This window comes from Blastococcus sp. HT6-4 (assembly GCF_039679125.1).
In the GTDB taxonomy this organism is placed as follows: domain Bacteria; phylum Actinomycetota; class Actinomycetes; order Mycobacteriales; family Geodermatophilaceae; genus Blastococcus; species Blastococcus montanus.
In genome coordinates this window covers 2,321,222-2,347,484 of sequence record NZ_CP155551.1, presented here as the reverse complement: position 1 = coordinate 2,347,484, position 26,263 = coordinate 2,321,222, and the positions used below count along the sequence as shown (strand labels likewise).

Annotated in this window: 27 protein-coding genes and 1 riboswitch; of the genes, 11 read left to right on the top strand and 16 right to left on the bottom strand. The window is 75.5% G+C overall.

Annotated elements, in window-relative coordinates:
* Position 1: 1 nt before the first annotated feature.
* From egtB to ABDB74_RS11295, 4 genes are all read right to left on the bottom strand, one after another.
* The gene (gene egtB / locus ABDB74_RS11310) at positions 2-1,297 is read right to left on the bottom strand and encodes an ergothioneine biosynthesis protein EgtB (RefSeq protein ID WP_346618590.1); all 1,296 of its coding nucleotides are present in this window, start codon (positions 1,295-1,297) and stop codon (positions 2-4) included.
* Entirely contained in the window at positions 1,294-2,559 is a 1,266-nt protein-coding gene (egtA, locus tag ABDB74_RS11305) for an ergothioneine biosynthesis glutamate--cysteine ligase EgtA (protein WP_346618589.1), read from the bottom strand. The genes egtB and egtA overlap by 4 nt, the downstream gene beginning before the upstream one ends.
* 136 nt (positions 2,560-2,695) lie before the next feature.
* Positions 2,696-3,043, bottom strand: a complete 348-nt coding sequence (locus ABDB74_RS11300) for a DUF1622 domain-containing protein (RefSeq protein ID WP_346618588.1) — start codon at positions 3,041-3,043, stop codon at positions 2,696-2,698.
* On the bottom strand, positions 3,040-3,471 hold the full coding sequence (locus ABDB74_RS11295; RefSeq protein ID WP_346618587.1) for a DUF1622 domain-containing protein: 432 nt from the start codon (positions 3,469-3,471) through the stop codon (positions 3,040-3,042). The genes ABDB74_RS11300 and ABDB74_RS11295 overlap by 4 nt, the downstream gene beginning before the upstream one ends.
* Before the next feature lie 59 nt (positions 3,472-3,530).
* On the opposite strand from ABDB74_RS11295, the gene ABDB74_RS11290 reads away from it, so the two are divergent.
* On the top strand, positions 3,531-4,019 hold the full coding sequence (locus tag ABDB74_RS11290; protein WP_346618585.1) for an SRPBCC family protein: 489 nt from the start codon (positions 3,531-3,533) through the stop codon (positions 4,017-4,019).
* 159 nt (positions 4,020-4,178) lie between these two features.
* On the opposite strand, the gene ABDB74_RS11285 is transcribed toward ABDB74_RS11290, so the two are convergent.
* Positions 4,179-4,901 (bottom strand): GAF and ANTAR domain-containing protein, encoded by a 723-nt coding sequence (locus tag ABDB74_RS11285; RefSeq protein WP_346618584.1) that lies wholly within the window; start codon positions 4,899-4,901, stop codon positions 4,179-4,181.
* Positions 4,902-5,130: 229 nt separating this feature from the next.
* Here ABDB74_RS11285 and ABDB74_RS11280 point away from each other — a divergent pair, with 229 nt between their 5' ends.
* From ABDB74_RS11280 to ABDB74_RS11270, 3 genes are all read left to right on the top strand, one after another.
* A complete protein-coding gene (locus ABDB74_RS11280) occupies positions 5,131-5,766 on the top strand; it encodes a hypothetical protein (protein WP_346618583.1) in 636 nt (211 codons plus the stop codon).
* Positions 5,767-5,879: 113 nt separating this feature from the next.
* Positions 5,880-6,497, top strand: coding sequence for a hypothetical protein (locus tag ABDB74_RS11275; protein WP_346618582.1), 618 nt, complete (start codon positions 5,880-5,882; stop codon positions 6,495-6,497).
* Positions 6,498-6,610: 113 nt separating this feature from the next.
* The gene (locus ABDB74_RS11270) at positions 6,611-7,639 is read left to right on the top strand and encodes an Atu2307/SP_0267 family LLM class monooxygenase (RefSeq protein WP_346618580.1); all 1,029 of its coding nucleotides are present in this window, start codon (positions 6,611-6,613) and stop codon (positions 7,637-7,639) included.
* Positions 7,640-7,686: 47 nt separating this feature from the next.
* Here the strand turns inward: ABDB74_RS11270 and ABDB74_RS11265 are convergent, their stop codons facing one another.
* Positions 7,687-7,905, bottom strand: a complete 219-nt coding sequence (locus tag ABDB74_RS11265) for a hypothetical protein (RefSeq protein ID WP_346618579.1) — start codon at positions 7,903-7,905, stop codon at positions 7,687-7,689.
* A gap of 146 nt (positions 7,906-8,051) precedes the next feature.
* On the opposite strand from ABDB74_RS11265, the gene ABDB74_RS11260 reads away from it, so the two are divergent.
* A complete protein-coding gene (locus ABDB74_RS11260; RefSeq protein WP_346618578.1) occupies positions 8,052-8,885 on the top strand; it encodes a CoA ester lyase in 834 nt (277 codons plus the stop codon).
* Positions 8,886-8,979: 94 nt separating this feature from the next.
* Here the strand turns inward: ABDB74_RS11260 and ABDB74_RS11255 are convergent, their stop codons facing one another.
* On the bottom strand, positions 8,980-10,611 hold the full coding sequence (locus tag ABDB74_RS11255; RefSeq protein ID WP_346618577.1) for a glycoside hydrolase family 13 protein: 1,632 nt from the start codon (positions 10,609-10,611) through the stop codon (positions 8,980-8,982).
* Between the two features lie 135 nt (positions 10,612-10,746).
* Here ABDB74_RS11255 and ABDB74_RS11250 point away from each other — a divergent pair, with 135 nt between their 5' ends.
* Positions 10,747-11,979: a saccharopine dehydrogenase NADP-binding domain-containing protein gene (locus tag ABDB74_RS11250; RefSeq protein WP_346618576.1), complete on the top strand. Its 1,233-nt coding sequence runs from the start codon at positions 10,747-10,749 to the stop codon at positions 11,977-11,979.
* Positions 11,980-12,024: 45 nt separating this feature from the next.
* Here the strand turns inward: ABDB74_RS11250 and ABDB74_RS11245 are convergent, their stop codons facing one another.
* The 5 genes from ABDB74_RS11245 to ABDB74_RS11225 form a co-directional block, all read right to left on the bottom strand.
* A complete protein-coding gene (locus tag ABDB74_RS11245; RefSeq protein WP_346618575.1) occupies positions 12,025-12,795 on the bottom strand; it encodes a DivIVA domain-containing protein in 771 nt (256 codons plus the stop codon).
* Complete coding sequence (locus ABDB74_RS11240; RefSeq protein ID WP_346618574.1) at positions 12,792-13,931, bottom strand: globin domain-containing protein; 1,140 nt, start codon at positions 13,929-13,931, stop codon at positions 12,792-12,794. Before ABDB74_RS11240 ends, ABDB74_RS11245 begins: the two co-directional genes overlap by 4 nt.
* Before the next feature lie 72 nt (positions 13,932-14,003).
* Positions 14,004-15,257 (bottom strand): globin domain-containing protein, encoded by a 1,254-nt coding sequence (locus ABDB74_RS11235; protein WP_346618573.1) that lies wholly within the window; start codon positions 15,255-15,257, stop codon positions 14,004-14,006.
* Between the two features lie 167 nt (positions 15,258-15,424).
* Entirely contained in the window at positions 15,425-15,679 is a 255-nt protein-coding gene (locus tag ABDB74_RS11230; protein WP_346623875.1) for an OsmC family protein, read from the bottom strand.
* Positions 15,680-15,880: a hypothetical protein gene (locus ABDB74_RS11225; protein WP_346618571.1), complete on the bottom strand. Its 201-nt coding sequence runs from the start codon at positions 15,878-15,880 to the stop codon at positions 15,680-15,682.
* A gap of 126 nt (positions 15,881-16,006) precedes the next feature.
* Between ABDB74_RS11225 and ABDB74_RS11220 the strand changes: the two genes are divergently transcribed.
* The 3 genes from ABDB74_RS11220 to ABDB74_RS11210 all read left to right on the top strand — a co-directional run bounded on the left by ABDB74_RS11220 (position 16,007) and on the right by ABDB74_RS11210 (position 19,741).
* Positions 16,007-16,564 carry a hypothetical protein gene (locus tag ABDB74_RS11220; RefSeq protein ID WP_346618569.1) on the top strand — a complete coding sequence of 186 codons (558 nt, stop codon included), beginning with the start codon at positions 16,007-16,009 and terminating at the stop codon, positions 16,562-16,564.
* Between the two features lie 53 nt (positions 16,565-16,617).
* Positions 16,618-18,267, top strand: a complete 1,650-nt coding sequence (locus ABDB74_RS11215) for a bifunctional 3'-5' exonuclease/DNA polymerase (protein WP_346623874.1) — start codon at positions 16,618-16,620, stop codon at positions 18,265-18,267.
* A gap of 147 nt (positions 18,268-18,414) precedes the next feature.
* Positions 18,415-18,564: riboswitch (cyclic di-AMP (ydaO/yuaA leader) on the top strand.
* Positions 18,565-18,832: 268 nt separating this feature from the next.
* Positions 18,833-19,741, top strand: a complete 909-nt coding sequence (locus ABDB74_RS11210) for a hypothetical protein (protein ID WP_346618567.1) — start codon at positions 18,833-18,835, stop codon at positions 19,739-19,741.
* A 56-nt stretch (positions 19,742-19,797) separates the two neighbouring features.
* On the opposite strand, the gene ABDB74_RS11205 is transcribed toward ABDB74_RS11210, so the two are convergent.
* On the bottom strand, positions 19,798-20,115 hold the full coding sequence (locus ABDB74_RS11205; protein WP_346618566.1) for a hypothetical protein: 318 nt from the start codon (positions 20,113-20,115) through the stop codon (positions 19,798-19,800).
* A gap of 151 nt (positions 20,116-20,266) precedes the next feature.
* On the opposite strand from ABDB74_RS11205, the gene ABDB74_RS11200 reads away from it, so the two are divergent.
* Positions 20,267-22,219, top strand: a complete 1,953-nt coding sequence (locus ABDB74_RS11200; protein ID WP_346618564.1) for a protein kinase domain-containing protein — start codon at positions 20,267-20,269, stop codon at positions 22,217-22,219.
* A 37-nt stretch (positions 22,220-22,256) separates the two neighbouring features.
* Here ABDB74_RS11200 and ABDB74_RS11195 read toward each other — a convergent pair whose 3' ends face one another.
* The 3 genes from ABDB74_RS11195 to ABDB74_RS11185 form a co-directional block, all read right to left on the bottom strand.
* Positions 22,257-22,412 (bottom strand): hypothetical protein, encoded by a 156-nt coding sequence (locus ABDB74_RS11195; RefSeq protein WP_346618562.1) that lies wholly within the window; start codon positions 22,410-22,412, stop codon positions 22,257-22,259.
* Between the two features lie 68 nt (positions 22,413-22,480).
* A complete protein-coding gene (locus ABDB74_RS11190) occupies positions 22,481-23,419 on the bottom strand; it encodes an acyl-CoA thioesterase II (protein WP_346618561.1) in 939 nt (312 codons plus the stop codon).
* 69 nt (positions 23,420-23,488) lie between these two features.
* Positions 23,489-25,276 carry a helicase-related protein gene (locus tag ABDB74_RS11185; RefSeq protein WP_346618560.1) on the bottom strand — a complete coding sequence of 596 codons (1,788 nt, stop codon included), beginning with the start codon at positions 25,274-25,276 and terminating at the stop codon, positions 23,489-23,491.
* 303 nt (positions 25,277-25,579) lie between these two features.
* On the opposite strand from ABDB74_RS11185, the gene ABDB74_RS11180 reads away from it, so the two are divergent.
* Positions 25,580-26,179 (top strand): DsbA family protein, encoded by a 600-nt coding sequence (locus tag ABDB74_RS11180; protein ID WP_346618559.1) that lies wholly within the window; start codon positions 25,580-25,582, stop codon positions 26,177-26,179.
* The last annotated feature ends 84 nt before the right edge of the window (positions 26,180-26,263 follow it).

The following is a 26,263-nucleotide window of genomic DNA, read 5'->3' as shown; positions in this document are numbered from 1 at the left end:
GTCAGACGTCCCAGGCCAGCCGGAAGCCGCTGAAGATCTGCCGGCGGATCGGGTGGTCCCAGTTGCGGAAGCTCGGCCGGATGATCGAGGAACCCACCGACCACGCGCCCCCGCGCAGCACCCGGTAGTCCCCGCCGAAGAACGGGGCCGAGTAGTCGACGTACAGCATCGGCCGGAAGCCGGGCCACGGCTCGAAGGACGAGGACGTCCACTCCCAGACGTCGCCCACCAGCTGCTCCACCCCGTACGCGGAGGCGCCGGCGGGGTATGCGCCGACCGGCGCCGGGCGCAGCGCCGTCCCGCCCAGGTTCGCGAGAGCCGGCGACGGCTCGGCCGCGCCCCACGGGAACCGCCGCCGTCGGCCGGCCGACGGGTCCCAGACGGCGGCCTTCTCCCACTCCACCTCGGTGGGCAGCCGGGCTCCGGCCCAGGCGGCGTAGGCCTCGGCCTCGAAGAAGGTGACGTGCTGCACCGGCTCGTCGGGCGGCAGGTCCTCGACCACCCCGAAGCGGGTGCGGGTGCCGTCCTGCCCCCAGAACTGCGGGCGCTCCAGGCCCGCCGAGGTCCGGTGCTCCCAGCCGCGGGCCGACCACCACCGGGAGTTCCGGTAGCCGTCGTCGGCGATGAACTCCGCGTACTCCGCGTTGGTCACCGGCACCCGCCCGATCCGGAAGGCCGGTACGTCGACCCGGTGGGCCGGCCGCTCGTTGTCCAGCGAGAACGGCTCGTCGGCCGGGTCCACGCCCAGTACGAAGGAGCCACCCGGGACCAGGACCGACGTGCCGGCCAGCCCGGGACGCCCGGGCGGCAGCGGGGATCCGGCGCCGAGCAGCGGTCGACCCGTCCGCACGTTCAGCGCCTGCAGCATGGTCTCGTCGTGCTGCTGCTCGTGGCTGACGACCATCGCGAAGTCGAACGGGTCGTCGCCGTCTCCCAGGCGGTCGAGCCGGTCCAGGACCCGACCGCGCACCTCCGAGCAGAAGCCGCGCGCCTCGACAGGCGGCAGCAGCGGCAGCCTCGCCCGGCCGGCCCTCGGATGGGTGAACGCGTCGTACAGCGCCTCCACGTCCGCGGGCAGCAGGCTCGCCCGGTGGGGATCGCCCGCGCGCAGCAGCCACAGCTCCTCCTGCTGGCCGATGTGCGCGAGGTCCCACACCAGCGGGCTGAGCAGGGGGGTGTGCTGGCGCACCAGCTCCGGCTCGTCGTGGTCGGTGAGCAGCAGGGTCCGGGCTCGCGCGGCCGCCAGGTCGCCCGCCAGGCGTTCGCGCAGTGCCGACGGCGTCGGGACGGGGGTCATCGGGATGCCTCCGGAAGGTCGATGGCGGCACAGAGGACGGCGAGCGGGTCCGCGGTCCCCGCTGCTGCGAGCACCGCATCGCCGGGGCTCCGTCCCTGCTCCGCCAGGGCGAGCAGGCCGGCGACGTCGTCGCGGAGGCCGTCGGGCACCGCGTCGAGTGCCGCGGACAGGCAGCCGACCGCAGCCGTGCGCAGCGCGGCGTCGGCCAGGCCGAGACAGGCGGCGTCGCTCCACCGGCCGGCCACCGGAGCGCTGGCCGCGGCGGCCCGGTCGGCGGCGACCGGGTCGTCCAGGAGCGTGGCGGTCACCGCGGCGAGCGCCGGCCACCACGGCTCCGGCGCGACGTCGAGGTACCGGATCTCGAGGTAGCCGCGCGGGCGGACGGGCGGGAAGAGGGTGGTCAGGTGGTAGTCGACGTCGTCGGCGGTCGGCGCACGGCCGCCCAGCGGGGTGATGCCGGCCGCCCAGTCCCGCAGCGACGTCCGAGTGCGCACCGGCTCGGATCGGCCGGTCGTGGGGTCGCGCACCAGCATCACCGGAGCGGCCAGCGCGTAGGCGGCCCACTCCCCGACGGGGTCGTCCCCGGTCAGCACCGGTCCGCACCGCGCCTGGTCCAGATCGCCCCAGATCTGCTGGCGGCAGGACCGCCAGCCGCCGGGACGGCCGGCGGCCGCGGGCGAGCACGCCGAGACCGCGACGAGGACCGGGCCCAGACGGTGGGCCAGGGCAACCCGCGCCGCCCAGCCGTCGGCGGGGCCGGCCTCCAGGTTGACCTGCACCGACGCCGTGCCGGTCATCATGCTGAGCCCGGCGTCCCGGCACCCGGCAACCGTGAAGTGCTCCTCCATCGCCGCGTAGCGGTGGGCAGGGCTGAGCCGCTGCGGAGGGCGCAGCGGGTCGCTGCCGAGCAGAGCGAGGGCCAGTCCGTCGGCAGCCAGGGCATCCGCGAGGAGCGCACGGTCGGCGCGCAGCGCCGCCACCGCTGTCGCCACGCCGTCGGCGGGCGGTCCGGAGAGCTCCACCTGGCCACCCGGCTCCAGCGTGATCCGGCTGCCGCCGGGCAGCGGCCCCACGCCGGCGAGGAGGTCCGTGACGCGGTCCCAGGGCACACGCCGGCCGGGATGGGCCCGCTCGACGAGGAGAGCCTCGAGTTCCAGCCCGACCGAGCCGACCGGACCGGGACGGAGCGCCGTCCGGGTGATCCGGTGGGTCACCGCGTCGACGTCGAGGCCGGCCGTGGGCGGTGCCGGTGCAGCGCCCACGCCGTCCACCCCCTCCAGGTCCGGACCGGTCGACGTCGACCGCGGGTCGGTGCGGGGGCGACTCGGTGGCCACCGTCCACGTGCGCTGCCCATCATCCCGCTCGGGGGGTCCATGGCAAGTCGGGGCGCCACCGGCTCATCGGTGCCATGCCGGCCGGAGCAGGTGCCGGACGGTCCGGTCGTACCGCCGGGGCGGCCGGCCCGGCCGGCGGCCACGCGTCGCCTCCCAGGACCGGGCGCCGATGCGCAGCCCGTACCCGACCAGGTGCCGGATCGCCACGACGGTCGCCGCGGTGGCGATCGCCTCCCAGCTCGGGTCGCCGGCCAGCCGGAGCACGCCGGCGGCCACGAGCAGGTCGAGGAGGATCCCGAGCGCGAGCGCCGGCCGGCGGGTGATCGCCAGGGTCCACACGCCCGTCAGCAGCGCGACGCCGGCGACCAGCTGCGCGGCGGTGCCGGTGACGGCGGTCAGCGCCGTGCTCACACCTGTCGCCCGGCTCGCAGCTCCGACGACGCCGGGTGCCCGGCGCCGGCCCGCTCCGATCCGCCGGCCGGGCGTTCCTTCTCCTCGTCCTCCTCGATCTCGCGCCGTTCCTCGGCGATCTCCTTGCCGAGGAAGTAGTTCAGCACCGTGCGGATCGGGGCGATCGCGGCGAGCTGGCCGATCTCGTCCCAGCTGGGGGCCACGGCGGTCCGGAGGACGTCACCGGCGAGCTGGAACTCCAGACCTAGGGCCAGGAACCGGCCCAGCGTCAGCCGGACGGGCACGAAGGCGCCGGCGCTCCGGTGGACGAGCCCGGCCCAGGCGAAACGGATGAACGCCCAGACGGCGCCGATGATGATGACGACGGCGCCGCAGGCCTCCACGATGACGATCAGGACGTCGACGACTTCCTGCAGCAGCTCCTCCACGGGGCGCGCATACCCCCGGCCGCTGCGCCGCCACGCATCGCCACTGCGACACTGCGCGGATGAGCGAGCTGCGCCACTCCGGGTCGATCACCGTCGCCGTGCCGCCGGAGGTGCTGTACGACCTCGTCTCCGACGTGACCCGCACCGGCGAGTGGAGCCCGATCTGCACGGCCTGCTGGTGGGACGAGGGCGCCTCGGCACGGGTGGGCGACTGGTTCACCGGCCGCAACGTCACCCCGGGACGCACCTGGGAGACCCGCTCCCGGGTGGTGGCGGCCGACCGCGGCCGGGAGTTCGCCTTCGTGGTCGGCGGGTCCTACGTGCGCTGGGGGTACACCTTCACCGCGGTCGACGGCGGCACGGAGCTCGCCGAGTCCTGGGCGTTCCTGCCCGACGGGCTGGCGCTGTTCGCCGAGCGCTACGGGGACGCCGCCCAGGACGAGATCGCCGACCGCACCCGGGCGGCGCACGCGAGCATCCCGGCCAGCCTCGCGGCGATCAAGCGGATCGCCGAGTCGGGGCCGGGGGTCGGCCGCGGCGACGGCTGACCGGGCACCCGGCCCGGCCGGGGGGCGGCCCCACCGCCCCCGTGTCTGGAGCGGTGGGGCCTGACCGCCAGAGGTCCCCGGGGGCCACAGGCGGCTGTCTGAAGGGTCCGGGCTCGCGGGCGTGGCCGCATCCGGACCGTCGGCGCAGTTCTTCCAGGGCTACCGGACGAGCAGTTCGCCGGTGCGGACCAGGTGCTCGGCGACGGCGCGCACCTTCCGGTTCGTCTCCATCGACGCCTGGGCCAGGAGCTGGAACGCCTGGTCGGGGGTCAGTTTGTACCGCTCGATCAGGATGCCCTTCGCCTGGTCGATGACGGCCCGCGACTCCAGGGCGATCTGCAGGTTGTCGGCCAGGTCCTGGGCGCTGGCGTAGGCGTGCATGTTCCCGGCGGCGACCGCGGCGTAGGGCGCCAGCTGCTCGGCCACCGAGCGGCTCTCCGCGGAGAACGCGTGGGCCTCGCGGCCGTAGATGTTGAGCGCCCCGCAGAGGCCCTCGGCGATCGGGAGCGGCATGGACAGCGAGCTCAGGCTGCCGGCCGCGACGGCGCGTTCCATGTACTCCGGCCATCGGTCGTCGGCTCGCGCGTCGTCGACCTGCACCCATTCACCGGTACCGGCCGCGTGCAGGCAGGGCCCGTAGCCCCGGCTGTACTGGCTCTCGTCGAGTTCGAGCGCGAGCCGGCCGCTGTAGACCGGCGTTTCCGGTTTGTCGTCGACGAGCAGGCTGATGGAGACGTCGGTCGCGCCCGGCATCACGGCGCTGGTCAGGTCCGCGACGGTCTGGAGCACCGACTCCATCGAGTGCTCGCGCAGCGACAACCGGCCGAGTTGCTCGAGCGCCTCGGCGGCAGATGTGGGTGGCGGGTTCTCGGTGCGGGCCATGCGCCGGGCCTCCGGTCGTTACACCGGGGCGGGGACCTCGGTCGCCGAGCCGCGTGGGCCCGGGACGACACACGCCGCTTGTCTGACGCATCATCGGCACACGGGAGCATCCCGCGTCTCGGGACCGACGCTACACCTCGGTGGGCTGCGGACGGCGGCACCGCCCGTGGGGACGTGACGTCACCTGGACGGATGCGCGAGGACCGTCACCACCGGGTAGCGGCGGTGCGTGGACACGCGCAGGCTCGTGCTGGGGGACTGGAACCCGATCGTCCGCGACGGCATCGACGTGCTGCGGCTGGTGATCCTCGGCGGCGCGGTCGTCTACGCGCTGCGCGGGGACCCGGGCGCGGCCGCGGTGCTGGCCGTGATGGGCGCGGTCACGCTCGTCGCGCGGGCGGTGAACCTGCCCCGGGTCTACGACCTGTCGGTGACGCTCGGGATGGCGCTGCAGGGCTTCGGCGAGGTCTGGGGGCTCTACGACCGGTACGTGCGCTTCGACGACCTCGTGCATGTCACGCTGCCCATGCTGACCGCACCGGTCGTGTACATCGCCCTTGCCCGGCTCGACGTCGTCCCGGACCCGCGCGACGAGACGCATCTGCGACACTACGTCGGCATCGCCGTCGTCACGGCCGCCCTCGGCATCACGGTCGGGGCCCTCTGGGAGGTCTACGAGTGGCGGTCCGACGCCTGGTTCGGCACCGCCCTGTCGGAGGGCAACGACGACACCAACGGCGACCTGGTCCGCGACACCCTCGGGTCGCTGGCCGGCGCGGCGCTGCTGGTGGCGTGGGCCCGCGTCGGGTGGGGGTCGGTGCGGCGGATCCCCGGCGTCAACACGCACGAGGCCGTCGACGCCTGACCGCGGCCACCGGTCCACAGCGACGCCACGGGCGGCTCACAGCGCCGCCACAGGCCGGCCGCCGAGGCTCTCGGCGACGGCCGGGGGACCCCGGTCGCACACGAGGAGGTCCCATGCGCAGGAAGATGATCATCGCGACGACGGCCGGCGCGCTGAGCCTGACCGGCCTGGCGGTGGCCGTGCCGGCCATCGCCGCACCGCCGGGGACGGTCGCGGCAGCGTCGTCGTCCGTCGACCGCATCACCGAGGCCCTGGCCGGGCTGGTCGACGACGGTTCGCTCACCCAGGACCAGGCCGACGAGGTGGCGCGGACGCTCGCCGACGCCGGTATCGGCGGGCGCGGTGGGCACGGTGGCCGGATGGACCTGTCCGCCGCCGCGACAGCGCTCGGCACGACCGAGGAGGAGCTGCGGACGGCGCTGCGCACGGAGGGCACCACCCTGGCCGACGTCGCCGAGCAGCAGGGCGTCGCCGTCGACACGCTGGTCGACGCCCTGGTGGAGGCGCAGGAGGAGCGCATCGCCGCGGCGGTCGCAGCGGGCCGGCTCACCCAGGAGGCGGCCGACCAGCGGCTGGCCGGCCTGGCGGAACGGGTGACCGAGCGCGTGGAGACCGCGGTTCCCGCCAGGGGTGGCGACGGCCACGGTCGCCGCGGCCCGCGGACGGCCGAGGAGGGCGGCTCCGGGTCGTCCGACGAGGAGGCGAGCACGGAGGAGGCGCCGGCGGACTGACCGCGGGCACGGACCCGGGCGGCGGTGCCGCTCGGGTCGCCTGCCGGCCGGCCACCGGTGTTGACTGGCCCACGGGTCCGGCCGGGCCCGCCCGCGAGCACCGGAGGACCCGCATGCACCTCGGCGTCGACAGCTTCGTCTCGGCGGTCACCGATCCCCGGACCGAGCGCCTGATCGGCCCCGAGGAGCGGATGGCCCACCTGCTCGAGGAGATCGAGCTGGCCGACCGGGTGGGGCTGTACTCGTTCGGCATCGGCGAGCACCACCGCAGCGAGTACTACGACTCCGCGCCGCCGGTGATCCTCGCCGCGGCGGCGGCCCGCACCTCCCGCATCCGCCTCGGGAGCGCGGTGGCGGTGCTCAGCGCCGCCGATCCCGTCCGGGTGTTCCAGCAGTTCGCGACCCTGGACCTCATCTCGAAGGGCCGCATCGACCTCGTGGTCGGGCGCGGCTCGTTCACCGAGGCGTTCCCGCTTTTCGGGCTGTCCCTGGCCGACTACGACGAGCTGTTCGCCGAGAAGCTGGACCTGCTGCTGCGGATCCGGGAGTCCGAGCACGTCACCTGGTCGGGCAAGCACCGCCCGCCGTTGTCCGGGCAGGGGGTCTACCCGCGGCCGCTGCAGGACCCGCTCCCCATCTGGGTCGGCGTCGGAGGGACGCCGGAGTCGTTCGCCCGGGCCGGGCTGCTGGGTCTGCCGCTGATGGTGGCGATCATCGGTGGCGAGCCCCGGCAGTTCGCCCCGCTGGTGGACCTCTACCGACGGGCCGGCGCGCACGCCGGGCACGCGCCCGAGAAGCTGCAGGTGGGGCTGCACGTGTTCGGGTTCGTCGCGGAGAGCACCCGGGCCGCCGCCGACACCATCTACCCCGGGTGGCACGAGCTGTTCACGAAGGTCTCCCGCGAGCGGGGCTTCGCCGCGCCCACCCGGGCCCAGTTCGACGCGACGAGCGGGCCGGACGGCGCCTTCTTCATGGGCGACCCCGACACGGTGGCCGCCAAGCTCCGTCGCGTCTCCGAACAGCTCGGCGGGGTGGACCGGGTGGCCCTGCAGATGACCAACCCGCGGCTGGCCCACGAGGACCTCCTGCGCGGCATCGAGCTGCTGGGTACCGAGGTCGCCCCGCAGGTCGCGGCCGGCTGAGCCGGGGCTCGGCGCCCCGGCTCAGCCGCGCGATCGTCAGGAGCCGGTCAGGCCAGCCCCTCGTTGTGGGGCTCGATGCTCGCCGAGGGGTCCACGCCCTCGTCGGCGGCCGGCTGGACGGGGCCCTCGCCGGGCTTCGAGCCGGAGCCCGCGGCGGTGTTCCGCGAGGAGCGCTCCGGGTCGGTCACGTCGGTGGTCGTGGGGGCCTGGCCGATGCGCTTGGCGGCGTCACCGGTCCCGGTCTCCTCGAGGTCTCGTTCGCTCACGTCTGCTCCTTCCGGTGGTGCGCGGTCAGGTCCTGACGGCCCTACCCGGCGCATCGCGTCGCACGCATCGGTCAGGTGATCGAAACCGGTCCGGAAGGGCGCGCCGATGGGTGTGGCCGGCGGATCCGTACGAGGATGGCCCCGTGGTGAGACGACGCAAGGTAGAGCCGGAGCACGCGCGCTCGTGGCTGTTGGTGAACGGTGCCCGCACGGAGCTGTTCGACGTGGCCCACGGGTCGCGGGCGGACCAGGTGGTGCTCGACATCGAGGACGCCGTGGACCCCGCGCGCAAGGCGGAGGCCCGCGAGGGGGTCATCCAGTGGCTGTCCGGTGAGGACCGCAGCGCCTGGGTGCGGATCAACGACCACTCGACGCCCTACTGGGCCGACGACGTCGCCGGTCTGGCGGGCCTGCCCGGCCTGCTCGGCGTCATGCTGGCCAAGGCCGAGGCGGCCGAGCACGTCACCGAGACCTTCGACCGGCTCGGCGGCTCCAGCCCCGTGCTGGCCCTCGTCGAGTCGGCCCTCGGCATCGAGGAGGCGGTCCGGATCGCGCGCGCCCGCGGCGCCTTCCGGCTGGCTTTCGGCAGCGGCGACTACCGCCGGGACACCGGCACCAGTGCCGACGACCTCGCCATGGCCTATCCGCGGTCCCGGCTGGTGGTGGCCAGCCGCATCGGCGGGCTCCCCGGCCCCATCGACGGCCCGACGGTGAGCAGCAGCCACCCGGTGCTGCGCGAGCAGACCGCCGTCACCGTCTCCCTGGGGCTCACGGGCAAGCTCTGCCTCGACATGGACCAGCTGCCGGTGATCAACGAGGTCATCAGCCCCACGCCGTCCGACGTCGCCTGGGCGCGGGACTTCCTCGCCGACTTCGACGCGCGTGGGCAGGTCATCCGGGACGGCAGCGACCTGCCCCGGCTGGGCCGGGCCCGCAAGATCGAACGGCTCGCCCAGGTGTTCGGCGTCGAGCCCTCCTGATCCTTCCGTCCCGCCGGCCCCTCCGTCCGGCTCGCCCGACCTCCTCGGCGAGCCGGCGGACGGGGTCGGACCAGGCCGACGGCGCGGTCCCCGCTCAGCTGTCGGCGAGCCAGACCGCGGTGTCCGGGGGCAGGGCCACGCTGGCGGCCGAGCGGCGCACGCTGGTGCTCGAGGCGATCAGCACCGTGCCGCGGGAGCGGACCAGCGCCGTCCCCGATCCCATGTTGACCACGCACCGCACGACGCTGCCGTCCGGCGCGGTGCACCGCACCGTGAGAACGTCGCCGCGCGTGCTCACCGTCGCCTCGCCCGAGCCGAGCGCCCGGTGGGCCTCCCGCAGGGCGAGCGCGCGCCGGTAGAGGGTGAGCATCGATCCACCGTCCCGCGACTGGCGGGACACGGCGTACCGCTCCCACTCCTCGGGCACCGGCAGCCACGGCCGGTCCGCTCCCCGGGGGGAGAAGCCGACGCCGGGGGTGGTGTTCCACGGCATGGGAACCCGGCAGCCGTCGCGGCCGCTGCGGGCGCCGCCGCTGCGGAAGAAGATCGGGTCGCGCTTGACCTCGTCCGGGACGTCGGCCTGCGGCAGGCCGAGCTCGTCGCCGGCGTAGACGTACGCCGAGCCGGGCAGCGACAGCATCAGCAGCGCGGCGGCGCGGGCCCGGGCGAGGCCCACCTCGCCGCCGCCGAACCGGGTGACCTGCCGGTCCTTGTCGTGGTTGCCCAGCACCCAGGAGACCGGGGCCCCGACCTTCCCGAACGCGTCCAGCGCGCTGCGCACGCCGTCGGCGAAGGACTCCGTGGACCACGGGGACTTCAGCAGCCGGAACGAGAAGGACTGGTGCAGCTCGTCGGGCCGGGAGTAGAGCGCGACCTCCGTCGGGTCGGCCAGGCAGACCTCGCCGACCAGCATCGTGTCGGGGTACTCGTCGCAGATCGACCGCCAGCGGCGCCAGACGTCGTGGACCTCCGGCTGGTTCCACGTCATGGCCTGCTCGGGCCCGTGCCCGAAGAGGGTGGGGGAGTAGGCGCCCGGGTTGTCCCGCAGCCCGGCGTCCTTGAACAGCCCGTAGGCGACGTCGACGCGGAACCCGCTCACCCCGCGGTCGAGCCAGAACCGCAGCGTCTTCTCGAAGTCGGCGGCGACGGCGGGGTCGCGCCAGTTGAGGTCGGGCTGCTCGGGGGCGAACAGGTGCAGGTACCAGCGGCCGTCGGGGGTGCGCGACCAGGCCGGCCCGCCGAACAGGGACTGCCAGTTGTTCGGCGGTTCCTCCGAAGCCGGGGCGAAGTGGTACCGGGCCGCCTCGGGGGAGTCCGGGTCGGCGAGGGCGGCCTGGAACCAGGGGTGCTGGTCGGACGTGTGGTTGGGGACGACGTCCAGCACGACCCGCAGCCCCAGCTCGCGGGCGTCGGCGACCAGCGCCTCCAGGTCGGCGACGTCACCGTAGTCGGGGTCGACCGCGCGGTAGTCGCTGATGTCGTACCCCCCGTCGGCGCCACCGGAGGGGTAGTGCGGGTTGATCCACACCGCGTCCACGCCGAGCCACGACAGGTACGGCAGCCGCGAGCGGAGGCCGGCCAGGTCGCCGATCCCGTCGCCGTTGGCATCGGCGAACGAGCGCAGGTAGACCTGGTAGACCACCGCCGTCCGCCACCACGGGGACGCCGACTGGGCCGCGACCTGGTGCTCGGTCGCGGTCCGCACCGTTGCGAGCCGCACTGCCATGCGACCACCATCGGCAGGAGCGGCCCGCGACTTGCGTCTGCTGGGGCGTCGAGTGGTCGGTGTGACCCGTCGTTACCACTCCGTGAGGTGAGCCCGGCGCCTGCCGGCCGTCCCGGGTCGGGCCAGGATGTCGGTATGGCAGCAGAAGACGCACGGACCCACGACCTCGTCGTCTACGGAGCCACCGGCTTCGTCGGCAGGTTGCTCGCCGGCTACCTGGCCGAGCACGCGCCGGAGGGGACCCGGATCGCGCTCGCCGGGCGCTCGCGGGCCCGCCTGGAGGAGGTCCGGGCCGCGCTGCCCCCGGCCGGGCGGGACTGGCCCCTCATCGAGGCCGACTCCACCGACCCGGACTCGCTGCGGGCGCTCGCCGGGAGCACCCGCGTGCTGGCCACGACGGTGGGGCCGTACGCCCGCTACGGGTTGCCGGTCGTCGAGGCCTGCGCCCGGGCGGGCACGCACTACGCCGACCTGACCGGTGAGGTGCTCTTCGTCCGCGACGCCATCGCGCGCTACGACGCCGTGGCGCGGGACACCGGCGCCCGGATCATGCACGCCTGCGGCTACGACTCCATCCCGTCCGACCTGAGCACGATGCTGCTGGCCCGACGGGCCGAGGCCGACGGTGCGGGCGGCCTCCGCGACGTCCAGCTGGTCGCCACGGCCCGGGGTGGGCTCAGCGGCGGCACGATCGACTCGATGCGGGCCCAGGTCGAGGCGATGCAGGAGGACCCGTCGCTGCGCCGCGTCTTCGGCGACCCGTTCGCGCTGAGCCCGGACCGGGCTGCCGAGCCCGACACTCCGCAGCCCCGCGACGGCGCTCTGCCGAGCCGGACCGACGACGGGCGATGGACGGCCGCCTTCGTCATGGCGCCCTTCAACACCCGCATCGTGCGGCGCAGCAACGCGCTGCAGGGGTGGGCCTACGGGCGGGGCCTGCGCTACGGCGAGGTCATGGGCGTCGGACGCGGGCCACTGGGTGCCGTGACCGCGGCCGGGGTCACGGCCGCGCTGGTCGCCACGGTGTCCGCCATGAACCTGGCGCCGACCCGTGCGGTCCTCGACCGGGTGCTGCCGGCGCCGGGCACCGGACCCGGCGAGGCCACCCGGGCGAAGGGCTGGTTCCGGATGGTCGTCGATGCCGGGACCGAGGACGGCCGCCGCTACCGGGCGACCGCCGCGGGGAAGGGCGACCCCGGGTACGCGGCGACCGCCGTCATGCTCGGCGAGGCCGCTCTCGCGCTGGCGCTGGACGGCGACCGGCTGCCCGACCGGGCGGGCTCCCTCACGCCGGCGACCGCCCTGGGCGAGGTGCTCGTCGAGCGGCTGCGCGCGGCCGGGCACACCTACGAGGTCGCGGCGGTCTGAGCCGCGACGGCCGGGCCGGTGGACCCGGCCCGGCCGGGCACGGACCTACGACGGGCGGTTCCCGGTCCCCGCCGGCACACCATCGGCGGGCTCGTCGGCCTGGTCCTCCGCGGCGGTGTTGGACACGAAGGTCGTCGACCGCTCCGGGTCGTCCTCGCCGGTGCGCCGGGCCGGTGGCCGCGGCGGTGCCGGCAGGGCGCCCGGATCGGCGCGGCCCCACTCGTTCTCGACGTCGCTGAGGAGCGCCTCCAGGTAGGAACGCAGCTGCACCCGGCACGCCTGGCCGAACGCCTTCAGGTAGGCGACCTGCTCCTCGAGCTCCGCCACGCTGCGGCCACCCCGGTCGGGCCCGCCCTGATCGGGGCCGTCGGGGGCCGGTCCGGTTAGCCGGGCGGCCGCCTCCTGGGCGGCCTGGATGATCGCCCCGGCGTTCTCGCGGGCCAGGCGCAGCGCGTCCTCGTACTCGGCGCGGGCCTCGCCGGTCACCTGCCGGCTGAACTGCTCCGCCTCGGCCACGTAGTTGTCCGCCGTCTGCTGGGCGCTGGCCAGGATGCGCACGGCCTGCTCGCTGGGCGGCTCGTGCGCGGGCGCGCCGTTCAACTGGGCCTGCAGGGTGCGCACCTGCTCGCGGAGCTGCGCCTTCTCGGCGACGTGCCGCGCGAGCTCCTCGGCGGCCCGGTGCAGGACCCGGTCGACCTCGGACTCGACGTAGCCGGGGCGCAGCATCGGGGCGCGGGTGAACCGCACGTTCCGCAGGTCGGCGGGGGTGAGCCCCCGGTCGGCGTTCCCGGGCCCGCTCGTCGGTGCGCTGGTCATTCGGTCACCTCTCCGTCAACACTGGGCCCCGGTCGGCTGGGGGCGAAGACCTCGCTGGACATGCGGTGCTCCGGGACGCCATCCTGCCGGAGGCCGGCCACGGTGCTGGTCACCATGGGCTCGGGGCCGGCGATGCGCACCTCCCGGCTCGACCACGGGCCGGAGCGTCGCACCACGTCCCCGATCTCGCCGTGCACCAGGGACGAGATGGCGTCGTCGGAGACGGCGAAGGTGACGTTGAGCCAGGGGTGCTCCCGGGCCAGCTGCTCGAGGTCGGCCCGGTCGTAGATCTGGTCCTCGGTGCGGAACCCGGCGAACAGGTCGACCCGCCGGGGCGGACCCTGGCGGGCCACCTGGTCGACCATCGCCTTCAGCGGGGCCAGACCCATGCCGCCGGCGATCAGCAGCAGGTCGCGGTCGGAGTCCTGGCCCACGGTCAGGTCGCCCATCGGTGGCCCCAGCCGCAGGACGTCGCCGACCCCGACGCTGCGCACCAGGGCGGAGCTGACCGGACCGCCGTCCCGCGCCTTGACGTGCAGCTCCACCAGCCCGTCCGACCGGGGGGCGTTGGCGGGGGAGTAGTACCGCCACAACCGGGGGCGCAGCTCGGTCTCCAGGGACAGCGACTGCCCCGGGAGGTAGTCGTACCGCGCCCGGGGGCGGATCCGGAGGACGGCGACGTCCAGGGCGCGGCGCTCGTGGCCCACCACGTCGGCGTCCCACCACGCCGGCTGCCCCTCGGCCTCCTCGGCGGCCTGGATCATCACGTTCGCCACGACGTCGTAGGCCTCGGCCCAGGTCTTGGCGAGCTCGGGCGTCCACTCGTCGTCGAAGTGCTCGAGGGTCGCCAGCAGGCTCGCCCCGGCGGCGGGGTAGTGCGCGGGGAGCACCCCGAACTTCCGGTGGTCGCGCCCGAGCTGCTGCAGGATGGGGACCAGCGCCTCGAGGTCGTCGACCCGGGTGACCACCTCGCCGAGAGCGGTGAAGAATCGGTCCCGCTGGTGTGCCATCGAGACGGGGAACATCTGCCGCGTCTCCGGGTGGCTCAGGAACAGGTGCGAGTAGAAGTACAGCGGGGCCTCGTCCCCCGTGGCAGCTGCTTTGGCGAAGTTGGCCCGCATCGCGGGGATGTCCACGAGCGTCTCCTCAAGGGGGTGGCGTCCGGTGTCCCGCGGCACGCGAGCCGGACCGGCGGTGGGGACAGGCGGTCAGGCGCCCACGGCGACCCGCTCGTCCGATGCCCCCGGGGTGGACTCCGTGGCGAGGTCGGCCTGCCAGAGGTCGGGTCCGAACACCTCGTACTGGATGTCGCGCGCGGGCACCCCGCGCTCGATCAGCGCGCTGCGCACGCCCTGCATGAACGGCAGCGGGCCGCACAGGTAGTAGACGGCGTCGTCGGGCAGCGCGACCTCGCGGAGGTCCATCGTCCCGGCGTGGACCTCCACGGGGAGGCTGCTCGCGGCGCCGCCCTCGTACCAGACGTGCGCCGATCCGGACTCCAGCGACCGGAGGTCCTCGAGCACCTGCTCGCGCAGGGCGAAGGACTCCTCGTCGGAGTCGGCGTGCAGGAGCGTGATCGGCAGGTGCGACCCCGCCGCCACCAGGTGGGAGAGCATGCCGGCCATCGGGGTCACGCCGATGCCGGCGCTGGCGAACACGACGGGGCGGCCCGAGTCGTCGAGCACGACGTCCCCGAAGGGCACCGACATCGTCAGCCGGTCACCGACCTGCACCTGGTCGCAGAGGAGGTTCGAGACCTCGCCGTCGGGCTTGCCGCCGCCGTGCACCCGCTTCACCGAGAACTGGCGGTGCTCGCCGTCGTCGGCCTTCGTGAGGCTGTACTGCCGGGGCTGGCGCACGCCGTCGGGCATCGGCACCTGGACGGTCACGTACTGACCGGGCAGCGAGGTCTTCACCAGGCGGTCGTCGACCTTCCGCATCCGGAAGGTGACGACGTCCGCGGTCTCCTGGATCCGCTCGGCGACCTCCCACTCGCGCCACACCGTCTCCGGGCGCACCCCGCGGGCGCTGTAGAGGCCGCGCTCCTGGTTGATCAGCGCGTAGGCCATGAGCCAGTAGACCTCGTCCCAGGCGGCGGCCACCTCCGGGGTGACCGCGTCACCGAGCACGTCCGCGATCGCCCAGAAGAGGTGCTCGTGGACGACGTCGTACTGCGCCGGGGTGATGCCCAGCGAGGCGTGCTTGTGGGCGATCCGCGAGAGCAGGTGCTCGGGGAGCTGCTCGGGGACCTTCAGCAGCGAGGAGGCGAAGACGGCCACCGACCCGGCGAGCGCCATCTGCTGGGTCTTCTCGGCCTGGTTCCCGCGGTTGAACACCCCGTCGAAGAGCCCGGGGTGCTCGCCGAACAGGTGCGCGTAGAACCTGGTGGCGATCTCCTCGATGTTCTCGCCGACGACGGGGAGCGTCGCCTCGATGACGGGCCGGGATCGATCCGAGAGCACGTGTCCTCCTTGCCAGTTGTCCACCAACCCGCGCTGGCGCGGTCACGTTCCGCTCAGCGTCCGCTACCCGCTCGCCGGGGATTGAGGCATGTCGTTTCCGCCGGGCGTGTCGCCGGCCGGTCGTTCCTGCTGTCCGGGTGAGAGCGCGGGACCCCGCGCCCCCACCCTCACCCGAGGCGCGTGGTGATCTCGATGGCTCCCCGCAGGCTCCGGGCGACCGGGCAGCCGTCGGCGTGGACGGCGAGCACCCGTTGGACCTTCTCGGCGTCCTGCTCGGGGACGTCCAGGCCGGTGTAGGTGACCTCGATGCGCTTGAGCACCAGCACCTTGCCCTCGAGCTCAACCTCGCCGCGCGCGTGCCCCACCAGACCGGTGGGGTCGATCCGCCGGGCCGTCAGGGCCCCGGCGAACGTCCCCGTCAGCTAACCGGCGGCGGCGCCGACCACGTGGTCGATGGTGCTGGCGTGGCTGGGCGCGGTGCCCGGCTCCATGCCGTAGTGCTCGGCGATGGCCCCGTGCATGCCGTAGACCGTCGGTTCCTCCTCGCCCGGGAGGTGGGCCGCGCGCAGCGGTCCTCCCAGGCGCTCCACACGGACGTCCGAGACGTAGGCGATCTCTGCCACCGGGTCCTCCTGCCGTTGCGGGTGCGTCCTGCCACCTTCGCAGTTGATGCCGGACGGCACCTCCCGAGCGGGTGACGGCCGGCGCTAGGGTGGGCCGTCATGCCGATCAGGTCACCGGAACAGCCCGTGAGCACGATCCGGGAGCTCGGTCTGCCCGGGCGCGCGGTGACGGCGCTGACCCGCGCCGGGATCACCGACCCCGCCGTCCTCGCGGGGCTGACCGGCCGCGAGCTGAGCGCGGTCCCCGGCCTCGGGCCGGGGCTGGTCGCGGCGATCCGCGCCGTCGTCCCCGAGCCACCTGCGACGCTGCCGCGGTCGGCCGCTGCGCCGGCCGGCCCGCGCCACCCCGACGACGAGGAGTCGCCGGCCGCGCCGGCGATCCCGTCCTTCGACTCGCTTCGCGCGCCCCGCCGCCGGACGGCCGTCGACCTGCTCGTCCCCGGGGCACCGCGCCCGGCGCCCGTGTCCCCGCCCCGGGTTCGACCTCACGTCGAGGTTCAGGCTCCGGCGGCCCCCGCTCCTGACGCTCCGGCCGCGGGGCACGAGGTCCGGCCGCCTGACTACGCGGACCTGCTGCGCCTGGGCGTGCACGTGGCACGCGCGGTGGCGTCCGCGCCCGCCCGGGTGGCGCTCTGGTCGGTGCGGGAGCAGGCACGCTTCCTGCGCCGGCTGCTCGGCGGGTAGGTCGCCTCTCCGGGGTGTCGGCGGGTTCGGCGAGACTGCGCGGCGTGAACCGGATGGTGGTCCGGCGCGCCGAGGGCGCCGTGCAGGCGCGGGAACTGGCCGACGACGGGACGACGGTGGCCGGCACGCTCGTGCCGGCGGACCGGTTCGCGGCATTCGTCGCCGGCCGGGAGCGTGCGCCGGTCCGCTGGGTCTGGGACGACACCACGCGCTGGTACCCCGCGCTCCTCGAGGGCGGGGTCCGGATCGAGCGCTGCACCGATCTGCGGCTGGCCCACGCCGTTCTCCGGCGCTCGCCGTTCGTCGACCAGTCCCTGCTGGCCGGTGAGCAGACCGCCGGGTGGGACGCCCTCCAGCCGGTGACGGCCGCCGACCCCGCGCTGTTCCCGGTCGCCGATCCGGCCGACCGGCTCGACCCGGTCGCCGAGCACGAGCGGCAGCAGGTGGCCCTCGCCGCGTCGGTGCACGCGCAGCGGCTCGCGCTGCTGCTCGCTGCGGAGTCCTCCGGAGCCCTCGTGGCCGCCGAGATGACCCACACCGGCCTGCCCTGGCGGGCCGACGTCCACGAGCGTCTGCTGACCGGACTGCTCGGCCCCCGGTCGTCGGCCGGCGGGCGGCCGCCGGTGCTCGAGCGGCTGCTCGGCGAGATCCGTGCGGCGCTCGGCGCCCCTCTGCTGAACCCGGACTCGCCCGGGGAGCTGCTGCGCGCGCTGCGGACCGCCGGGCTGCCGGTGACCGACACCCGCTCCTGGTCGCTGGAGCAGCTCGACCACCCCGCCGTGCCGGCGCTGCTGGAGTACAAGAAGCTGTCGCGGCTGCTGCAGGCCAACGGCTGGACCTGGCTGGAGACCTGGGTGCGGGACGGCCGCTTCCGGCCGACCTTCCTGCCCGGTGGCGTGGTGACCGGGCGGTGGGCGTCCTCGGGGGGTGGTGCGCTCTCGGTGCCGACGCAGATCCGTCCCGCCGCCGTCGCCGACGAGGGCTGGCGGTTCGTGGTCGCCGACGTCGCCCAGCTGGAGCCACGGGTGCTCGCGGGCATGAGCGCCGACGCCGCCATGGCGGAGGCGGCGCGGGCGACCGACCTGTACCAGGGCATGGTGGCCGGCGGCGCAGTCGCGGCGCGTGCCGAGGCCAAGGTCGGCATCCTCGGCGCGATGTACGGCGGTACGCGCGGCGAGAGCGGCCGGATGATGCCCCGGCTGGCCCGTCGCTATCCGCGGGCCATCGGGCTGGTGGAGGAGGCCGCCCGCGCGGGCGAGCGCGGTGAGGTGGTGCACACACTGCTCGGCCGCGGCTCCCCGCTGCCCGCCGGTGGGTGGGCGCGGCGGCCGGTGGATCCCGGCGAGCCGCCCGACGACGGCGGATCCGCCGAGGACCGCGATCGGGCGCGGCGGGCGTGGGGCCGTTTCACCCGCAACTTCGTCGTCCAGGGCACCGGCGCCGAGTGGGCCCTGTGCTGGCTGGCCGACCTGCGCAACCGGCTGTGGCGGCTGGGCGGCGCCGGCGCGCTCGGCCGCCGCCCGCACCTGGCCTTCTTCCTCCACGACGAGGTGGTGGTGCACGCCCCCGAGCACCTGGCGGACGCCGTCGTCGCGGAGGTGCAGGCCGCGGCGGCCACCGCGGGACGGCTGCTGTTCGGGTCCTTCCCGGTCGACTTCCCGCTCGACGTCGCCGTCGTCGGGTCGTGGGGTGACGCCGGCTGACGTCGCCTTGTACACGGAGCTGCCGGGCAGGGCACCGCGACACACGTCACGGCTCGGAAATGACCGACTTCTGATTGTCACGGACGCATAACGGCGGTTACCGTGGCTCGGTCAGCCCGGTCGCCACGCCCCCACCCGGGGGAGTCCGGGCGGACGCCGCCGAGCCGCCCTCCGGGGCGGGCCGGGGACCCACCGCAGCACTGGGGTGAATCGCGCGCCGGGCACGTCCCGGTGCGGGTAGGGCCGCTTCCCGCCCGAATCCGTCAGCTAACTCGGTAGGCGGCCATGGAAGAAACGGAGAGCCGCCGCATGGCGCGCCCCTGCACCCTCGCACGCCCCTGCTCCGCCCGTAGCCGCCGCGTCCGGGCCTGCCCGCGCAGCTGAGCGCCCGCCCCGGCCGCCGCCCGCCCGCTGGACCACCACCCCGAGCACCTCCGCTCGACCGGCCGATCGCCGTCCCCGGTGGCCCTCCGCAGGCGCCTCGACGCCCGGGCCCCGCCGACCGCACCCCGCTGCAGCCGCCCCTGGCCGCGCTGCGCACCACACTCACGGAGCACCTGCACCCATGGATCCCCGCACCACCGTCTCCGGCCGTCGCGGCCGGGTCACCGCTCCGCGCCGCCGCCCGCCGACCGCGGTCCGCCGCCCCGGGCTCTACCTCGGGGTGGCCGCCGCCGGCGCCGTCCTGGTCAACGCGCTCGTCGGCGTGGACCCGGCCGCCCAGGCCGAGCCGGCCGCGACCGAGTCGGTCAGCGTCGCCGAGCAGCTCGGGCTGAGCGCCTCCTCCGGTCCGGTCGACGTCACCGAGGACCTCCAGCCGCTGCAGGACCTCACGGCCAGCCGCAGCACCCGCGAGGCGGAGCAGACCGCCGCCCAGCAGGCCCAGGCCGCCGCCGACCAGGCCGCGCTCGACCGGCAGCGGGCCGAGGCGGAGGCCGCGGCCCGCGCGGAGGAGGAGGCCCGGGCGCAGGCCGAGGCCCAGGCCGCGGCGGAGGCTCGAGCTCAGGTCGAGGCTGAGGCCCAGGCGCGGACGCCGGCCGCTCCCGCCGCGCCCACCACGCAGCAGCGCGCCCGGGAGTCCGCCACGGCGGCCGCCTCGGTGGCGGCCACGGCGGTCGCGCGCATCACCAACAGCTCCGGGGCCGTCCGGCCGCAGGTCCAGGCCGCCGCCGACGCCGTGGTCAGCAACGTGCCGGGGGCCGGCCGGATCACCCTGGGCGGCACGCGCCCGAGCGCGGCGGACCCGGGAGGCCACCCGTCCGGCCTGGCGCTGGACTACATGGTGCTCACCGACGCCGCCCTCGGGGACGCGATCGTGGCCTACCACCGGGCGCACTGGGACGAGCTGGGCGTCGACTACCTGATCTGGCAGCAGCGGATGCTCTCCTCACCCGGTGGGTCGTGGAAGGCGATGGAGAACCGTGGCGGCGTGACCGCCAACCACTTCGACCACGTCCACGTGAACTACCGCTAGGAGTCGGCGGCGAGGGGCCGGCCGGGCCGTCCTGCAGCCGGGACGACGGCACGGGCTCAGGGCCGGTCGTCCGCGGGGTCCGCGAGCGCGCGGTCCAGCCCGGGGGACCGGCGCAGGGGGAGCCGCCGGCCCGACCGCGCGGCGAGGTCGACGTGGTCGAGCAGGAGGTCCCGGCCGGCGGCCGACAGCGCGGTCACCGAGCCGGCGTCGATCGCGTCGACGCGCACCGGTTCCCGGCCGTAGCGCCGCAGGAACGAGTCGACGACGGCGGCATCGACGTCGCCGGCCAGGCACAGCACGCGCCCGTCCGCGGTGTTCAGCAGGCGGACGACGCCACGCACTGCCGGGTCGCCCTGGGCGTACGAGCTGGTCACCGCCCCAGTCTGACCCGATCGGCGGACAGGGGTTCAGGACGGCCTCAGATGGGCACCCTCCTGGATGGCGCACGCCTGCGGACCGGTTGCCTCCGGACCCCGCAGACCGACGACGAGCGAGGATCGACCTCGCGGCACGGGAGGACCAGGAGTGACGACCGCCGACACCGGCCGGGAGATCCTGGGTGACCGCTACGAGCTGCAGGATCTGATCGCCGTCGGCGGTATGGGGCTGGTCTGGCGGGGGCGTGACGTGGTCCTGGACCGCCCGGTGGCGGTCAAGGTGCTCCGCGAGGAGTGCGCCGGCGACCCGACCTTCATCGCGCGGTTCCGCTCGGAGGCCCGGCACGCGGCGAGCCTCAGCCATCCCAACATCGCGGCGGTCCTCGACTACGGCGAGACGGCGGGCAAGCACGGCCAGCAGCTGGCATACCTGGTGATGGAGCTGGTCGAGGGCGCGCCGCTGTCCGCCCGCATCTCCGAGGGCCGGCTCGACATCGACGCCACCCTGTCGGTGCTCGAGCAGGCGGCGGCCGGCCTGGCCGAGGCGCACCGCGCGGGCGTCGTCCACCGGGACGTCAAGCCGGCGAACATCCTGGTGGCGCCCGACGGCACGGTGAAGCTGACCGACTTCGGCATCTCGTGGTCGGCCGGTGACGTGGCCCTGACCCGGACCGGCCAGGTCATCGGCACGGCCCAGTACATGTCTCCCGAGCAGGCGATGGGCGAGCGGGTCGGCCCGGCCAGCGACGTCTACGCGCTCGGGCTGGTCGGATACGAGTCGCTGACCGGCCATGCCGCCTTCGAAGGTGACAACCCGGTGACCGTCGCGCTCAAGCAGGTGCGCGAGCACCCCGAGCCGCTGCCGGCGGAGCTCCCGCACCAGGTGCGCGCGCTGATCGACGCCGCCCTGGTGAAGGACCCCGAGGTCCGGCTGCGCGACGGCGACGCCTTCCTGCACGCGGTCGAGGAGACGCGCCGGCAGCCGGACGGCACCGCGCCGTTCGCCCGTCCGCTCCCGCCCGCGGCGCCGGCCCGTCCGGCCGGGGCGCACCCGACGACCAGCGCCCCGCCGGCACCCCGGCGGGCCGGGTGGGTGCTCGTGCCGATGCTGGTGCTCGCGCTGTTCGGGGTGGGGGCGGTGCTCGTGGACGACCCCTCCGACAGCGGGCAGGCGGCCGGCTCCGCGGCCGTGGTGGCCGGCACCGGCGTGGTGCTCGACGCCGAGGACTACGTGGGGCGCCCCGTCGGGGACGTCGTCATCGAACTCGGGGCCCTGGGTCTCGACGTGCGGCAGCAGCTCGACACGACCTCCACCGGCCCCGCGGGCACGGTGACGCGGCTGGAGCCGGCGGGCACCCGGCTGGTACGCGGTGACCAGGTGCTCCTCCACGTCGCAGCGGCTCGCGTGGAGGTCCCGGGCGAGCAGGACCCGCCGGAGCCGGTGACCCGTCCGGTCTCCGAGCCCGGCACCCAGCCGCCACCCCCCGCCGGCGTCCCGCCGGCCGAGCCCGAGCCCGAGCCAGAGCCCGAGCCGGACGTGGACGTCGCGGCGCCGGTGGCGCCCAGCGCTCCGGCCGGCCCGGCGCAGGACGACGACCCGACCGGCGAGCCGACCGGCCCGGAGGTTCCGGCCGAACCGGCGGAGGACAGCGACCCGACCGTCCCGGAGGTCCCCGCCGGTCCCACGGAGGACAGCGACCCGACCGTCCCAGAGGTCCCCGCCGGACCGACGGAGGACAGCGACCCGACCGACGGCCCGACCGAGGACGGCGACGCGACCGGAACGGATCGCCCTGCCGACCGCCCCCAGGACGGCCGCGGGGACGGCGACGACCCCTCGACCGCGCCGGGGCGGAGCGCGACCGGATCCGGCGAGCGGCCCGGTGGCGGCAACCGGCCGGAGGTCGGCGAGCAGCGCGGCGGCGGCAACCGTCCCGAGGTCGGCGAGCAGCGCGGCGGCGGCAACCGTCCCGAGGTCGGCGAGCAGCGCGGCGGCGGCAACCGTCCCGAGGTCGGCGAGCAGCGCGGCGGCGGCAACCGTCCCGAGGTCGGCGAGCAGCGCGGCGGCGGCAACCGGCAGGGGCCCGCCGAACGGGTGTGACCACCGGGCCCGTCCGGCGCCGGCGGCCGAGAGGGCCTCAGAGCAGCCGGTCGAGGTCGTCCGGGCCCGGGCCGGTGCCTCCGGAATCACGCAGCGGCGAGGAGTCGGGCAGGTCCTCGCCCGGGGGCTCCTCGGCGACGGGTCCTTCTGCGTAGAGGGTGTCGGGGTCCTTGGGGTCCATCTCGCGCGGCACGCCCCTGGCCCTACCCGTGGGGCGCCGGATGAACGCCGTCCGGCACCCCGCGGATACCGGCCCGGCTGTCAGCGCGGACGCCGGCGGATCATCCCTTCCTGCGCGACGGTGAGCAGCAGCCGGCCGGACCGGTCGAACAGCCGGCCGTGACAGAGCGTCCGCCCGCCGCCCGCCCAGCTGCTCTCCTGGTCGTAGAAGAGCCACTCGTCGGCGCGGATCGGCTCGTGGAACCAGACGGCGTGGTCGAGGCTCGCCGCCGCGACGCCGGGGGAGCCGATGACCGTCGCGTGCGGCGCGAGGGCCGTCGACAGCAGCAGCATGTCGGAGGCGTACGCGGCGGCGCAGCTGTGCAGGAGCGGCTCGTCGGGGAGGTCGTCACGGCTGCGCAGCCAGAACCGCTGGCGCGGCTGGGTGCGCTCGCCACGGGCGGCGGCGACCCGGGGCAGCTCCCCGGCGAACCGGAAGTCGAACGCGTGGCGCCCGGCGAGCCAGTCGAGCCACTGCCGCACCGGCCCCTCGGTCACGGTGACCGCGTCCTCGAGCCGGGGGAGCTCCTCGGGGGCGGGCGCGTCGAGCTCGGGCAGCTGGTGCGCCCAGCCCTCCTCGGGCGCCTGGAACGACGCCGTCAGCACGAACATGGCCTTGCCACGCTGTTCCGCCGTGACCTGGCGGCTCGTGTAGCTGGCGCCGTCGCGGACCGGGGTCACCCGGAAGTCGGTCGGCGCGGTGGTGTCGCCGGGCCGCAGGAAGTGGGCGTGGATGGAGTGGACGGCCCGTTCCGGTGGCACCGTGCGGCCGGCGGCGAGCAGCGACTGCGCCGCCACGGCGCCGCCGAAGGCGTGCTCGGCCACCGTGCTTCGCGGCCCGGAGCGGAAGAGGGTCTCCTCGAGCCGGGTCAGGTCGAACAGGGCGGCCAGGCCGGTGGGCCCGGCCGCGGCTGCCGCGGTCCCCGTCGCCGGGACGTCGCCGACCTGCATGCGTGCCCCGCCCTCTCGCGCCGCCGTCACCGGACCGGTGGATTCAAGCACCCTCGATGTACGGGCACGTGGACCGGGAGCCGCCGGCGACCGGGCGGATCAGCCGCGGCGGGCCCGTCCGCGCGGCCCGCCCTGCCGTCCGCCGAGCGCGCGGCCGGCGGCGCGGCCGGCCGTCCGGCGGCCACCGGCGGGACGGCGGTCCCGCTCGTCGCCGCGGCGTCCGGCCGGAGCGCTGCACGGCCGGCAGGTGGTGAACCAGGGGGCGATCGCGCTGCCGCACTCGACGCACTTCCCGGAGCGTCCCAGCGCGATGGCGTCGGGGAGCAGCTCGGTGATCATCTCCGCGCACTCCTCCTCGACCCAGGCGGCGTCGTCGGCGTCCAGGCCGGCGACGCCCGGGAACTGGCGGAGCAGCGTCTGCGCGTCGCGGGCCGCGGCGGCGGCCTGCTCGTACTCCTCGACGCTGCCCCCGCGAGGCACGTCGGGCAGCACCGTCTCCGGCGGCACCGGCAGGCCCACGGCGTGCTGCAGCGCGGCCTTGGCGAGGACGAGCCAGCGGGTGCGCCGGGGCGGGTTGTAGTCGATGGCCAGGTTGACCAGCCGCCAGACGGTGTCCAGGTCGCCGGCCGCCCCGAGCGGTCCGCGCAGCAGCGGCAGCAGCGCGTGGACCCGCAGCACGAGACTGGTGACGTCGTCGGCGGTCATGGCCTCGTCTCGGGTGGCGGCCCGCGCCCACGCCATCCACCGGGTCAGGGCCTCGGGCAGGTCGACCGCCTCCATCGCGCCCAGGTCCTCGAGCTCCGGGCGCAGCCGGGGCGCGCGCTTGGGCAGGTCGCTCATCTCGTCGCCGCGGGCGACGGCGGCGCCGGCTCCGACCAGGGACGCGACCGGCTTGAGCCCGCTGACGCCGATCAGGATGCCGACCGCGCCGTGCCCGGTGAGGCCGTAGCGCCCGGCCCGCCCGGCGATCTGCGCGGTCTCCCAGGTGCGCAGCGGCCGCATCTCCTGGCCGTCGAACTTGGTCGTCTCGGCGAACAGCACCGTGGTGGCCGGCACGTTGATGCCGTGACCGATGACGTCGGTGGTGACCAGCACGTCGAGGTCACCTCTGGTGAACCGCTCGATGACCTCGCGCCGCGTGGCCGGGGGGAGCGCGCCGTAGAGGACGCCGACCTTGCCGGGCCGGTGCTGGTCGAGCTCGGCGGCGACGGCGTAGACGGCCTTGCGGGAGAAGGCGACGACGAGAGTCTGCGGCCGCACGTTCGCCGGTCGCACGGGGGCCCGGAGCACGTCGAGCCGGGACAGCCGCTTGTGGTTGACGACCTCCACGTGCTCGGCGTCGGAGACCAGCGGCTTGAGCACCAGGTACGCCTCGGCGGCGGAGATCAGGTGCATCTGGCGGTACTCGCCGGTGAGCAGGAGGCGGGCCCAGTGGTGGCCGCGGTCGGGGTCGGTGACCCAGTGGGCCTCGTCGAGCACCAGCATCTGGCCGCGGTCGGGGGCCTTCTCCACGGTGCAGCAGACGATGGGCGCGAACGGGTCGATCTCCTCCTCGCCCGTCGACAGGCCCACGGTGCCCTCCGGCAGCTGCGCCGAGAGCTTGGCGTAGGCCTCGTGGGCGAGCTGCCGCAGGGGGGCGGCGTAGACGCCGGAGCCGGTGGCGGCCAGCGCCTGCAGGGACTCGTAGGTCTTGCCGGAGTTCGTCGGCCCGAGGTGGAACACCACCTCGGCGGGCGGGGTCGCCCGGACCGGCAGGGCGGGCGCCGCACCCTCGACCCAGCTCTGCTGGGCCCGGCTCTCCTCGCGTGCGGCCTGCTGCGCCGTCGACTGGCGGGCCGCGGATCGTTCGCGGCGACGCGGGGAGGGAGCGGGCTGGGAGTGGGGCACGGGCAAGCTGCGTCCTTCGATGGCCGGGGGCTGGGGCGGGTCGACGCCCCTGCGGAGGCGGACCGTCACACAGACAACACCGCGGGTCCGTGATCCATGCCCTCGGGGTCCGCCCCCGCTCGGCGCCCGGCTCTTCGTCCAGCCCTCCGCCGAGCCCACCGGCGGGCCGGTGACGGCAGGTCCGCCCGCGTGGTGGGCTGGCGGTCCAGGTTTCCCCCTACGCCGGTACCGATGGTCCGGCCGCCGTGCCGACCCCACCGCAGACCCCGATCCTGGAAGCCCCGACCCTGGAAGGACATCGCCGTGACCGCTCCCGACCACGTCGACTTCTGGTTCGACCCGTCCTGCCCCTTCACCTGGCGCACCAGCCGCTGGCTGGTGTCGGCCGCCGCCGAGCGCGGCGTCCCGGTGCACTGGCACCTCATGAGCCTGGCGGTGCTCAACGCCGGCAAGGAGGCCCCCGAGGACATCCGCCGGCGGCGCGCCCAGGGGCTGGTCACCACCCGGCTCTTCGCGGCCGTGGCCACCGAGCACGGACCGGACGCCCTGGCCCGGCTGTACACCGAGTTCGGCGACCGCCTGCACGAGCAGGGGCGGGACGTCGACACCGGGCTCCACCGGGAGGCGCTGGCCGCCGCCGGGCTCCCGGCCGACCTCGCCGCCGCCGGGGACGATGACACCCACCAGGCGGCGGTCGAGGCCTCGCACGCCGAGGGCCAGGACCGGGTGGGCACGGAATCGGGGTCGCCGATCACCGCCTTCGCCGACCGACGGGGCTTCTTCGGCCCGATCGTGGACGACACACCGGCGGGGGAGGACGCGCTCCGGCTCTTCGACGGGCTGGCGCTCGTGACCTCGGTGCCGGGGTTCAGCGAGCTCAAGGGCGCCCGGGGCACCGGCTGACCCGCCGCCCGGCGACACGCGGGCACGCTGGGGTTCCCCGCCCGGCCGTCGTCCTCCGACCGGTGCCATCGAGAGGCCGGCGCG

Excerpts from the sequence above, each read along its gene's own strand:
- egtB (WP_346618590.1), bottom strand. The coding sequence starts at position 1,297 with ATGACCCCCGTCCCGACGCCGTCGGCACTGCGCGAACGCCTGGCGGGC.
- ABDB74_RS11290 (WP_346618585.1), top strand. The coding sequence starts at position 3,531 with ATGAGCGAGCTGCGCCACTCCGGGTCGATCACCGTCGCCGTGCCGCCG.
- ABDB74_RS11285 (WP_346618584.1), bottom strand. The coding sequence starts at position 4,901 with ATGGCCCGCACCGAGAACCCGCCACCCACATCTGCCGCCGAGGCGCTC.
- ABDB74_RS11275 (WP_346618582.1), top strand. The coding sequence starts at position 5,880 with ATGCGCAGGAAGATGATCATCGCGACGACGGCCGGCGCGCTGAGCCTG.
- ABDB74_RS11270 (WP_346618580.1), top strand. The coding sequence starts at position 6,611 with ATGCACCTCGGCGTCGACAGCTTCGTCTCGGCGGTCACCGATCCCCGG.
- ABDB74_RS11255 (WP_346618577.1), bottom strand. The coding sequence starts at position 10,611 with ATGGCAGTGCGGCTCGCAACGGTGCGGACCGCGACCGAGCACCAGGTC.
- ABDB74_RS11250 (WP_346618576.1), top strand. The coding sequence starts at position 10,747 with ATGGCAGCAGAAGACGCACGGACCCACGACCTCGTCGTCTACGGAGCC.
- ABDB74_RS11245 (WP_346618575.1), bottom strand. The coding sequence starts at position 12,795 with ATGACCAGCGCACCGACGAGCGGGCCCGGGAACGCCGACCGGGGGCTC.
- ABDB74_RS11215 (WP_346623874.1), top strand. The coding sequence starts at position 16,618 with ATGGTGGTCCGGCGCGCCGAGGGCGCCGTGCAGGCGCGGGAACTGGCC.
- ABDB74_RS11210 (WP_346618567.1), top strand. The coding sequence starts at position 18,833 with ATGGATCCCCGCACCACCGTCTCCGGCCGTCGCGGCCGGGTCACCGCT.